At 49.4% G+C, this 11,740-nt stretch carries 8 protein-coding genes, 5 pseudogenes and 1 riboswitch; of the genes and pseudogenes, 10 read left to right on the forward strand and 3 right to left on the reverse strand.

What is annotated here, in order from left to right:
- Nucleotides 1-31 precede the first annotated feature (31 nt).
- From F560_RS0112690 to F560_RS23210, 10 genes and pseudogenes are all read left to right on the forward strand, one after another.
- Nucleotides 32-1,756, forward strand: a complete 1,725-nt coding sequence (locus tag F560_RS0112690) for a hypothetical protein (RefSeq protein ID WP_019006111.1) — start codon at nt 32-34, stop codon at nt 1,754-1,756.
- Nucleotides 1,757-1,808: 52 nt separating this feature from the next.
- Nucleotides 1,809-2,057 (forward strand): hypothetical protein, encoded by a 249-nt coding sequence (locus F560_RS25045; protein ID WP_083932070.1) that lies wholly within the window; start codon nt 1,809-1,811, stop codon nt 2,055-2,057.
- Nucleotides 2,058-2,202: 145 nt separating this feature from the next.
- On the forward strand, nt 2,203-2,757 hold the full coding sequence (locus tag F560_RS26070; RefSeq protein WP_019006112.1) for a zinc-ribbon domain-containing protein: 555 nt from the start codon (nt 2,203-2,205) through the stop codon (nt 2,755-2,757).
- A 180-nt stretch (nt 2,758-2,937) separates the two neighbouring features.
- A pseudogene (locus F560_RS26075) lies at nt 2,938-3,228 on the forward strand (calcium-binding protein); the annotation flags it as partial.
- 209 nt (nt 3,229-3,437) lie between these two features.
- A riboswitch (cyclic di-AMP (ydaO/yuaA leader) is annotated at nt 3,438-3,594 on the forward strand.
- A 188-nt stretch (nt 3,595-3,782) separates the two neighbouring features.
- The gene (locus F560_RS0112705; RefSeq protein ID WP_019006114.1) at nt 3,783-4,919 is read left to right on the forward strand and encodes a betaine/proline/choline family ABC transporter ATP-binding protein; all 1,137 of its coding nucleotides are present in this window, start codon (nt 3,783-3,785) and stop codon (nt 4,917-4,919) included.
- A complete protein-coding gene (locus F560_RS0112710; RefSeq protein ID WP_019006115.1) occupies nt 4,916-5,569 on the forward strand; it encodes an ABC transporter permease in 654 nt (217 codons plus the stop codon). Before F560_RS0112705 ends, F560_RS0112710 begins: the two co-directional genes overlap by 4 nt.
- 39 nt (nt 5,570-5,608) lie before the next feature.
- Nucleotides 5,609-6,499 (forward strand): glycine betaine ABC transporter substrate-binding protein, encoded by an 891-nt coding sequence (locus tag F560_RS0112715; RefSeq protein WP_019006116.1) that lies wholly within the window; start codon nt 5,609-5,611, stop codon nt 6,497-6,499.
- A 363-nt stretch (nt 6,500-6,862) separates the two neighbouring features.
- Complete coding sequence (locus F560_RS0112720; protein ID WP_019006117.1) at nt 6,863-7,780, forward strand: mechanosensitive ion channel family protein; 918 nt, start codon at nt 6,863-6,865, stop codon at nt 7,778-7,780.
- 291 nt (nt 7,781-8,071) lie between these two features.
- On the forward strand, nt 8,072-8,368 hold the full coding sequence (locus tag F560_RS0112725; RefSeq protein ID WP_019006118.1) for a transposase: 297 nt from the start codon (nt 8,072-8,074) through the stop codon (nt 8,366-8,368).
- Between the two features lie 362 nt (nt 8,369-8,730).
- A pseudogene (locus F560_RS23210) lies at nt 8,731-9,348 on the forward strand (transposase); the annotation flags it as partial.
- Nucleotides 9,349-9,530: 182 nt separating this feature from the next.
- Here F560_RS23210 and F560_RS24210 read toward each other — a convergent pair.
- From F560_RS24210 to thyA, 3 pseudogenes are all read right to left on the reverse strand, one after another.
- A pseudogene (locus tag F560_RS24210) lies at nt 9,531-10,638 on the reverse strand (cation:proton antiporter).
- A gap of 350 nt (nt 10,639-10,988) precedes the next feature.
- Nucleotides 10,989-11,178, reverse strand: a pseudogene (locus tag F560_RS25055) (YnfA family protein); the annotation flags it as partial.
- A gap of 16 nt (nt 11,179-11,194) precedes the next feature.
- Nucleotides 11,195-11,614: pseudogene (gene thyA / locus F560_RS23225) on the reverse strand (thymidylate synthase); the annotation flags it as partial.
- Nucleotides 11,615-11,740: the final 126 nt, after the last annotated feature.

The raw sequence follows: 11,740 nt of genomic DNA on the forward strand, positions 1-11,740 counted from the left end.
ACGGACGAGCATATAAGAAAGGAGCCTGAGCATGGCTGCACTGAGCTACAAGGAGTTTATCGAAGAGGTACGGACGCGTATAAGCCGGTTTACGGAAGATGATTTCCGGAGTCTGATCTTGTACTGGGCCAGTGAGGAGCCTTCGTCCACAAGACAAGAGTTTCTGAACAAATTGATCCCTCGTGAGCGGGGGAAGCAAGAAACTCTTCCGGATGCGACCGGACTGATTGAGGAGATAGATGCTTTTGCCCAAAGAGTGGAAGATGGCGATTATTGCGACGGATGGGGGTGGGATGAAGATATCCATGAAGAGCGGGACTGGGGCGACGAAAGCTGGGCGCGGGAAATGGACGTTTTTTTCCTGCAAACGAGAACCCTGCTGTTGCAAGAGGATTACGAGTCCGCTGAAGAAGCTTATCTGAAACTATTCGGCATACTGGAGACGGGCGAGGAACCGGGACATCTTCCCGGCGCGGACTACGCAAACATGCTGGAGGTCGATCTGGACGAGCAGGTTGCCCTTTTTCTCCGCTGTGTATATATGAATTCAGCTCCAGAACAACGGCCGGCTTCGATTTTCGATGCCATGAACAAATACAGGTATTTGGGTTCAGGTATGAAACTAAAAAGCATTACTGGTGCATTAGACGTTTCGCTGCCGGATTTTGACGTTTTTTTGGCAGATTGGATTGAATTTTTGAAAAATCAAGATCACTGGCAGGTCAGCGAGTGGCTCAGGGAAGCGATCATCTTGAAAGGCGGCGTGCCGGCGATTTCCGAGTTTGCAAGGGAACATGCGGAAAAGTATCCCTTGGCCTATATGGATTGGATTAGAGCCTTGGAGACGCAAGGCGACTCGGATGCCATCATCCGGGTGGCCAGAGAAGGGCTGAGCAGGATTCCACGCGACTACACCGTGAGAGCGGAGATCGCGGATGTCATTGCGAACATCGGGGAGAGCCGGGATGACCCGCAGTTAAAGCTGGAGGGGCACAAAGAGAGCTTTTATTCGTCGCCTTCTATGGAACGTCTGGTTGATCTGTATACGACGGCAATTGAATGCGGATGCTTTGAAGAGATACGCGAGGTAGCCGAGCAGAGGATGACGGAGCTTCGAAGCAGTAGCGGGACACTTTCGAACAATAGCTACAATCGCGAGCGGCATATGGCTTTTGTGCGTGACGGAGTCTTTTTCAATGCGTTGCTGTTAGCGGGAAAATACGAGGAGGTATTTGAAAATTGTCATAAGAAAGGCCCGCTCGGATGGAGCAGCAGTGACAATCCTAAGCCTGTATTTGTCGCTTTCATGATGATGCTATTGTCTAAAGGTGGAGATGACGCGAAGGTGCTGCTCAAGCAATGGGAGGATGCGATCGTACAAACGTGCTATAATGGCGGCACGGAGTATGTCGGGAAGTATCGGAGCATTATAGAACATACGAAAACATCGATTGCGCTGACCGGAGAGCAGGAGCAGTTTTTTTTGAAATGGTGCATGGATGAGGTCGGAAAAAGAGTGGACGCTATCGTGGGAAATCAGTATCGGGGGAGCTATCATAAAGCGGCGGGGCTGTTGGTCGCTATGGCCGAGACTTTGGCGAACAGGGGAGAGAAGCAAGCTGGCGCCAATCTGATTGAAAAGTATAGAAGCAATTATTCGCGGCATAGCGCTTTCAGAAACGAGGTTTCCGCGGCCATGCAAAGGTCGAAGATTTTCGAGTCGGGCGCATCGGCAAAAGGAACAAAGAAGAGATGATGAAGCAAGTTATCGTCAAAAATACATCGTCAATGAGGTGTTCATTCAATCTATGGTTCCTGTATCTATCGAAAAGTTCGTAGCGTTGTACATGAAAAACAATCCAAAAGAGAACAAAAAGAATCTCATCGAGAACTTGAAAGCATCCGTTTCCGCGAAAGAAAATGGAGCTTGCTGCAGCCAATGCGGTCAACCGATTTGGGCGATTGGGACCGCTATTGCAGGATGGAATTCATGCTTTACTTGTTTGACGGGCGAAGCTGACGATTCTGTTGATTATGAAATCGATAAGGTTTGTTGAAATCAAGCCTTACTATTTGGAATTTTCGTAAAGGGAATGAACAAGGTATGAGTGACAGCATTCGTTTTACTCAAGCGGCACAGCATTTCGTTTAGAAAAGGCGAAAAATCTGGCTTCGGTCCAGGAAGTGGTCCTGTGCGGTTCGATGGCAGCCGGCGATCCCTATCCCGGCGAGTTTGATCTGGCGGTCGTTTTGTCTAATCTGGACGAGCTTCCGCAACTTGCGCGGTTTTGTCGGCAAATCTCATCCACCACGCATGCTTGGGAAGTATTCATATTTAACAAGGACAGAAAGTACCTTGGCCGAATTTGTCATAAACGCGAGTGCCCCGCTCGCTATCCTTGCGATGCGATGGACTGTGGCAGGACCCCTTATCTAAGAAATATTCGCGGGTTCCGCTTCGACAGGAGTTTGTTTCTCGCTCCCGAATTGAAGGTCCTGTGGAATCGTCATGAAGAAAGTGTGTTGCTTGCCTGGCGTAAAGAATTGAATCTGACAGCGCCGAGTCTTGAAACATACGAACCGGTACGGCTCAAATGCTGGGACTGCGGAAATCGGTTTGTTTTTGAAGCTTCGGAGCAAAAATATTTTGCTAAACGCGGATGGGACGATCCGAAGCGTTGTCCGGAATGTCGGGAGAAGCGATGGTCAGGCCGCATGGGGATCGGCTTTGAGGAAGATGTCGCCGATGATTTCTAATCAGGAAGAGCGGAAGCTGATATGGATTATGCCCGTGCTCGTTCGACAAGACAAGGGATGGCCTGAACAAGGTCGAATTTAAAAGATATGATTTAGCGGGCCATATGTTGTTGGGCGACAAGGGAGGGATGCTGTGTGGGTATCAGGGCTAAAGATGATGAACGGGAAGAGAGAATTGCTATGGAAATTATCGTGGATGCATATGGCGAGGAAGAACAAGCAATGAGCTGGTACTATTACTTGGATGAAAAACTTCAATTTCCTTTCACAGCTCGTTGCATGCACGTTGAAGCCAAGTCGCCACTGCAAGCGGGAGAAGAGGTTGTCGTTTTGAACATGGCCCCTGAGAACGAATGTCGGGACAGCATGTGGGTTCAAGTGGAATAGCAGAGACGCAAGTTTGCTGTACCGCTGGCCCAATTGCTGCCGATCGAGACAGACGAGTCAACGCAGTCGGTCATAGATGATTGGTTATATTGGGTTGAACGCGGATATCTTTTTTTAAAGGATTCTAATACCAGAAAAATCAACCGGCATTCAAAACGGATGCAAAAAGAAAAGCGCTTACAAGGGAAGGGTTCTTTTCAAGTTCGCCATCCAGCATCCGAAAAAAGTGCCCACGCTAGCTTGACACTGACCACCGATTGCGGAGATTTGACATGGATCGCGTGTTATGGTACATTGAAAATGTGCTTAATTCCCGGAATTGAAACCGGGAAACGGGGGAACCGAATATTGGGGCGAATCGGCGTTTCGGAAATTTGCGTCCGAAATGCCGTAGGAAACCATCTTTTCCGAGCCCGTCAGCTAACCTCGTCGGCAATAGATGGGTCATTTCACTCTCCTGCTCTAAGCGTGCTTTTCGAAAACCAATCACCACAGGGACCCGTCGAGGGTTCTTTTTCTTTCCCCGGCCTTTTTTCCCCGCTTCTTTAGCTCCTCTCCACAACCTGTTTCCTCTGCCATCTGTTGTCGGCCGAATCGCTCCTTTAATCCCCCGCATTTTAAGCGATAAGGAGGTCATCATGCTCAGATTCGAAAATGTCGGCAAGACATACCCGGACGGTTTTCAGGCGGTCAAATCCCTGAGCTTTGAAATCAAACGGGGAGAATTCATCGTTCTGATCGGCCCGAGCGGTTGCGGCAAGACAACGACCATGAAGATGATCAACCGTCTGATCCCCCATACGGAAGGGATCATTACCATCAACGGCATTGACATTTCCAAAGAAGATCCTGTCGCGCTCCGCAGAAACATCGGCTATGTCATTCAGCAGGTCGGGCTTTTCCCCCATTTCACCATCGAGGAAAATATCGCGCTGTTGCCAACCCTGAAAGGATGGAACCGCCCGAAAAAAAGACAGCGGGTGGAAGAACTGCTGCACATGATCGGTCTCGACCCGGCCCTGTTTGCCAAACGATATCCCAAAGAACTTTCCGGGGGACAGCAGCAGAGAGTGGGGGTGGCGCGCGCACTGGCGGCAGACCCAGACATCGTGCTGATGGATGAACCTTTCGGCGCGCTGGATCCCATCACAAGAGAGCAATTGCAGGACGAACTGCTCTCGCTGCAGAGAAAAGTCAACAAGACGATCGTATTTGTGACCCACGACATGGACGAAGCGTTGAAAATGGGGGACCGGATCGCCGTCATGAAAGACGGCACTCTCCTGCAGTTTGATACGCCCGACAAACTTCTGAAAGACCCGGCTCACGGTTTCGTGGAGCAATTTATCGGAAAAAAAAGAATTTACCAAAATCCCGAGTTTATACCGGTTGCCGACATTATGCGGAATAACCCCGCGACGGTGCTTTCGTTCCGCTCTCCGGCCCGGGCGTTGACGCTGATGCGGCATCGAAGGACGGATACGCTGCTTGTCGAAGACGAAAACGGCCAACTAATCGGCATTGTCTCCGCTTACGATCTTCAGGCCCGGATGGAGGATATCGAAACGATCGCGGAGATCACGGTTCCCGTCGAGTCGGTTTTGGATCTGTCGGCTACGGCGAAAGACGCGTTGATCGCCATTGAACAGGCGAAGTTCGGCATCGTTCCCGTTGTTGGGACGGATCACAAAATCGCCGGGGTTGTAACGAAAGGAAGTTTGCTCACGGTGTTTTCAAAATACTGGACGGAAAGCAGAGGTGAGTCGGTTTTATGAACGGTTCGTTATGGGAGCAACTGATCAGGCAACTCGGCATGCGTTGGCAAGACTTGATTGTATCCGTAGTTCAACATATTGAACTTGTCTTTTTCTCCATGATCATCGCCATCGCCTTGGGCGTACCGCTGGGAATCCTTATCACACGCTTTCCGCGCCTGAGGAATTGGGTCCTGGGAACGGCCGGCATTTTACAGACAATTCCGAGTCTCGCCCTGCTCGGATTTATGATCCCGTTGCTTGGAATCGGCACGCAAACCGCTGTTGCGGCGCTGTTTCTTTATTCTCTGCTTCCCATTATCCGAAACACATTTACCGGAATCCAGGATGTGGACAAATCCGTTATTGAGGCGGCCAGAGGGATGGGAATGACAGACCAGCAAATATTGTTCAAAGTCGAACTCCCCCTTGCTTTGTCGGTGATCATGGCCGGAATCAGGACCGCCACCGTCATCAACGTGGGAACGGCAACACTGGCCGCGTTTATCGGCGCAGGAGGTCTGGGGGATTTTATTTTTCTCGGGATATCCCGGAATATCGATTCCCTTGTGCTGATCGGCGCATTTCCCGCCGCTCTGCTCGCTCTGCTGTTCGACTTTGTTCTGGGGTTGCTGGAACGCTGGACAATACCGCGAGGCTTGAAAATATAAGGATCTATTTTTCATTCATTGGGAGGTTTATGGATAAAAATGAAAAAATGGCTGTTGGCACTTCTGGCGGTCGTTTCCTTGATTGGTTTAAGCGCTTGTAATTCAAATGGGAAAAACCAAGAAAAAATTACGGTAGGTTCCAAAAACTTTACCGAAAATATCATTTTGGCGCATATGATGGCCGATATCATTGAAGCGAAGACCAGTCTAAAGGTAGAGAGGAAAGTCAATCTCGGCGGATCCAATGTAGCGTGGAAAGCGTTGCAGAACAACGATATCCAACTGTATCCGGATTATACAGGAACCATCGTCGCCAATTATTATCAGGAAAAAACGGGGACGTCCCAGGAAACGTTGGACAAGACCCGGGAGCTTCTGAAGAAGGACAACCTGACGTTCACCGAACCATTCGGCTTCAACAACACGTATACGTTGGCGGTGACGCAGGAAACGGCGGAAAAATACAACTTGAAAACCTTTAGCGATTTGGCCAAGGTGTCCAAGGACTTGATCCTGGGGTGCGAATTTGAATTCGAGGACCGTCCCGACGGCTATCTCGGCCTGCAAAAGACATACAACATGACGTTCAAGGATGTTGTCGGAATGGATCATGGTATCATGTATCGCTCTCTGGCTGATAAAAAAGTGGATGTTATCGATGCTTATTCTACCGACGGACAGATCAAAGTTTACGATCTGCACATTTTGCAAGACGACAAGTCATTCTTCCCTCCTTATGACGCGGGGTCGCTCGTGCGTAACGACGTCCTGGAAAAATATCCGGAAATCGAAAGCGCGTTAAATGAGCTCGGAGGAATAATCAGCGAATCCGATATGCAGAATTTGAACGCGAAAGTGGATTCTGAAGGATTGAAAGCACAGGATGTTGCACACGACTTTTTGGTGGAAAAGGGCCTCATCGAAAACTAGCATGTTTGAAACAGGCAGGAGATCCCGGTACTATTTTTTCTGTAGTACCGAGCTCATGCCATCAGCCGATTGGTTTGAACCTGCTGTGTTTTCAAAAAAAAGCCGCGCTCATTCTGGAGATGCTGCAACAGGAGAATGCCTCTTTCCCACAATTATCCGTTTGGGGTCGGTTCGTTCTTCAAAGTGAGCGTCTCAGTATGATTATATTCTGACAATATATCACACTACTGACGCGGAGAAGAGCTGTAAATGCGATCTATCTATTTTCCATGTATGTATAAATTGCAATGAGACGCTCCGCCGCGATGCTGGGAACAGTGCAGGGGTTGGGGAGCAGGACTTTTATCCGGGAGGTGATACAACTTGGAATGGGGGAGAGAATTGGGTATCCACGAATACTTTACCTGGGATTTCTGGGCGCCGCAAACTGTCCTTCTTTTAAAAAAGCTGGGTGCAGTCTCTTTAATCGTCGCACTCACATGGCTTGCTCTTCGCATTCGAAAAATTCTTATATCGCGTATTTTTGTGCTCACGCGATTGGACATCAAGCAAAAAAATACATTGGAGTCGCTGCTTCTCTCCTTGTCGAGATATGTGCTCTTTATTATTGCGTTTCTGATGTGCCTAAGCAATCTTGGACTAGAGGTGGGACCGATCATCGCCGGAGCCGGCGTCGTCGGTTTGGCAGTTGGATTCGGGGCGCAATCGCTAGTCAAGGATTTGATTACCGGCTTTTTCATCATTTTTGAAGATCAATTTTCCGTCGGCGATTATGTATCCATTAACAATGGACAAATAACCGGCACGGTGGTCAGTGTCGGCCTGCGCGCCACCAAAATCCGAACCTGGGCCCAACATGTCGTCGTCATTCAAAACTCGGAAATCCGCATCAGCGAAAACTACAACCGCGAAAAAATGCGGGCGATCATCAACGTGACGGTTCCCTATGAAACGGATCCGGCAGATGTCGAAACTGCAGTGAATCGCATGTCCGAGCGACTGTTGAAGGAGATGCCCCACCTTTTTTTGCGCGACGCAGCCGGAAATGTGATTGAACCGCCGCAACTGTACGGCATTACTGATGTGGAAAACCAGGCGCTAGGTGCGAAATATACGGTTGTCAGCCTAGTGAATGACCAGCATTATTGGACGGCTTGCAAAGAAATCCGAAAATTGCTTTTGCATGAACTGAAAGAGCTCGGTATTCCGATCTCTTATCCCCGACGCATTGAGCGTATCGAAAATGAATTCAAATACGGTCACGTTTCATCGACTAGTTGAATTTTCCCCTTCTGTTCTTTAACAGGATGGCATGTGAATAAGTTGATGGTGCCCCATACTCGCGAGTCAAGTGTCCTTTTCGGAATGTCTCTTGGCGGCACGGATATTCGCAGCAACTGACATGGATGTTTATTCAGCGACTACACTGAAAGCTTTGAACAAGAGATAAAAGGGCGTACAGGTCGGTCCGGCGATCGGGTGTGCGCCCAGGAAACTGCGCCTAGAATAAAAAGTGGACACCGCGTTAAGTGAACCTTGATAATAGGCATAACGATGAAAGAGGTGTCCATTATGGGAGAGCAACGCCAGCACTACAATGAAGAATTCAAAAGGCAAGCCGTGAAGTATGTTCAAGAACAGACAAAGACTTTACCTGAGATCGCGGATGAATTGAACATCCCAGAAGGAACGTTGCGAAATTGGATGACGAAATATCGTTCGTTTGAAAACGAGCCGATTGTCAATTCAGAAAAAGTCCGCCAACTGGAAGAACGTCTCAAGGCTGGTGAACGAGAGAAGCAAGACCTCGCGGAGGAGTTGGCCATCTTAAAAAAGGCGCTGCACATCTTCAGCAAAGAAAGGAACTAAGGTTCCAATTTATCGAAAATCATCGCTCCGAATTTCGATTGGAGAATCGCCGTATACCGTTTCTACCGTGGAATCCAGATCCAAGATCAGTTCGGAGAAAGACGGTACATACGTTCGCATTGATTGGGCGTCATGTACCCAATGGCAGAGTGAATCCGTTTCCCATTGTAGAAACAAGGTCCAGCGCCCGCGCAAAGCGGGGTTCTCGTTGCGCTTCCAATATCGCGCTTTTGGTTCAGACACAACGGACGGGAAGGCGATCCGGTTTGAGCCGCTCTTACCGTTGCAGGTTCTGAAACCATAACTGCTTTTCATGTTCGGCTCGGATTTTGCTCTTCTTGCCTTTGGCCGGAATGCTCACACGAAAAGGGATCGGTTACGCGGGCAAGCTGAAGTGGACCGAACGTCTGGCGAAGGAAGCGGCGCGTTGCCGTTACTGGAAGCGATATGTCGAGGATGAGGAGTGGGTCATCGAGGGGATCACGCTTCTGTACAAGGCCACCTCGTGGAAGAAGTACCGGCAGGTGGTGATGATCCGCAAGGCGCAGGTGGCCGATGACGGCCAGGGGCGGCTGATTTACGACGAGGACTGGCAGTATGAGGCGATCGTGACCAACCTGGAATGGGAACCGATCGATCTTTGGCGTTTTTACAACCAGCGCTGCTGCATGGAAAATCACATCAAGGAAGCCAAGGACGGGTTTTCCATCGATCGGATTGCGACGGGAGATTTTGCGGCCAACGAGCTGGATCTGCTGATCAAACTATTGGCTTACAACCTCTATGAGCGGTTCAAGCGGGACTGTTGCGAGCCGGTTCATCAGGGTTATACGATCGCCAGGTTTCGGCTGGAGTTTTTCCAATGTGCGGCGACGATCGTCCGGCACAGCCGCAGGCTTATCCTTAAACTGGCTTGTGACTTTCCGTACCGCCATGTGTGGAAGCGAATGGAGGCGCGGCTGGCGGCGATATCTGGATAGAGAATGCCACAATTTTACATGGAAAACGAAAAGCCTGGTGATGGGGAGGGGGGGAATTGTCTTTCTATGCAGATGAGGAGTTGTTTGACTGGATGATTTCCCTGTTATTTACAGAGTTCTCTGCCCTCATCACCTGTCAATTTGCCATAACAACGGGCTTTCGAAATTTGGGTTCATACATCCTAGTTCATTTTTGTTTTACCGCCTGTATCCTTCAGGAACCACTTGAGCAGGGGAGGCACTACGACGGTTGTGATGACAATGACCAAAATGATCGTCGTGTACAACTCTGACGGAAGCAACCTGGAATTCAGGCCCAGCGCCGCAATAATCAGAGCGACTTCACCGCGCGAAACCATTCCCGAGCCGATCAGTTTGGATGCAATAGCCAAAACGGACAATATGAAAAGGGGCAGCAGTTGTTCAGACAATCCGTCGAACGAAACGGTCAGACCGATACTGGCAAGAAAGACCGGGACAAATAACGTATAAGCAACAGATTCCATTTTTTCTCGATCTGCTGTTTGAATTCGGTTCTCGAAATCGCAAGTCCGGCAGCAAAAACGCCGATAATACCGGCAACTCCAAAATATTCCGCGGCGAAGGACAACATCAGACACAAAAATACGCTCATACTGAGGACAGGTTCGGTCACCCGCATATGGGCGGACTTCCGCAAGACAAAGGGAATGCCCTTCCAGACCATCATAACCACCAGGATTATAAATAAAATCTTCTTGCCAATCACCCATGCCAGACTGATTTCGTTGGCTGTCAACAACCCAACCATAATCGTAAGACCGAACACGACCAGAATATCGTCAACAATCGCTGCCCCCAATACGGCATGCTTTCCCGGCTGTTCAATTTCCCCAGTTCCCGAAACGTTTGAACCGATATGCTCACGGACGTTGCAGAAAGCAGTAATCCGAGAAATATTGCATGTCCTTGTTCCATCCCAAGCCATATCCCGACGATATAACCCCCCGCAAGCGGAAACAGAATTCCTCCCACCGCCACAGCAACGGAGGCATTACGGTTTTCGTCCAATGCTTTCAGGTCAGTTTCCAGTCCAGCCAAAAACATTAATAGAAGAACGCCAATCTGGGCAAAAACCTCCACAATATCGGAGTGCTTTACCCAGCCCGCCACGGCTGGACCAATCAATACGCCTGCCAAAAGTTTTCCCAAAACCGAAGGTTGCCCGAACCGGGCGGCAAGATCTCCTGCAAGTTTGGCGGCAACGAGAATAATGGCCAACTCCAATAAGGATTCCATGGCATGATTCATTCTATCGCTCCTTTTGTATTTCCGGCTGAAATCTTGTCTCAGCCCCGTGAGACTTTGCATAGTAACGACCTTCGTGTTCTTGATACCTATTCTGAATAAACCATTCACTCTTCGATTCGTCGCAAGTTCGCAACCCCCCCTTCTGTCCGAAATAAAGAAAAAATAAGAGAAGCCCGTCAATGACAGGCTCCTCCACATGAAACGGTATGAATTTTTCAATACACGAGAAAAATTATAGGTTACTTTCCGTTTACAGTCAAGGAAGATGAGAAAATCCATTTGCAATGCGTTGCCCACTTATCCACAAGTTATTCCCGGATCATCGCCAATAAATAAAACGCTCCGTCTTAGGCGGTGTACACGCGACCAAAGTTGGGGAAGCTTTGCGCGGTGAGGAACAATCCCGTACAGAACCGGGATCATCCCTCCCAGCACGCCGACCCGGAGGGATCTGAATTCCCTCAACCACAGCCAGACCAGACATCCGCCGCCAATTTCCGCCAGTCCTGCCGCCAAAAACAAAACAATCGCCTTCGCCATGGTTTCCCCCTTGAAATTAAATGGCGACCGGCACCTTGATCGCCGGATGATGGCGGTAATCGACAAACCCGAAATCTTCGTACACATAATCGAATATGCTGGGCGGCTTCCGCTTGATGACGAGCCTCGGCAACGGAAACGGTTCGCGGCTCAACTGCAGTTTCGCCTGCTCCAGATGGTTACTGTACAGATGCACATCCCCGCCGGACCAGATGAGTTCGCCCGGTTCCAGATCGCATTGCTGCGCCATCATATGCGTCAGCAGCGCGTACTCGGCTATGTTAAAAGGCAACCCCAGAAACACATCCACCGAACGCATCGTCAGCATGCACGACAGTTTGCCCGCCGAAACGTAACACTGAAACAACACATGGCACGGCGGCAACTTCATCCGTTCGATGTCCGCCACTTTCCAGGCGCTTACGATATGGCGGGAGGGAGATCCCCTGTTCATCAAACATTTTTTTCATCCGGACCAGGTTCTCTTCGTAAAACTGAATTGTACGTCCAGATAAGTTTTTTGCCCGACATTCCGTAAGAAAGGACTTTACCAGATCCGCAA

The organism is Cohnella laeviribosi DSM 21336 (genome assembly GCF_000378425.1).
GTDB lineage: Bacteria > Bacillota > Bacilli > Paenibacillales > Paenibacillaceae > Cohnella > Cohnella laeviribosi.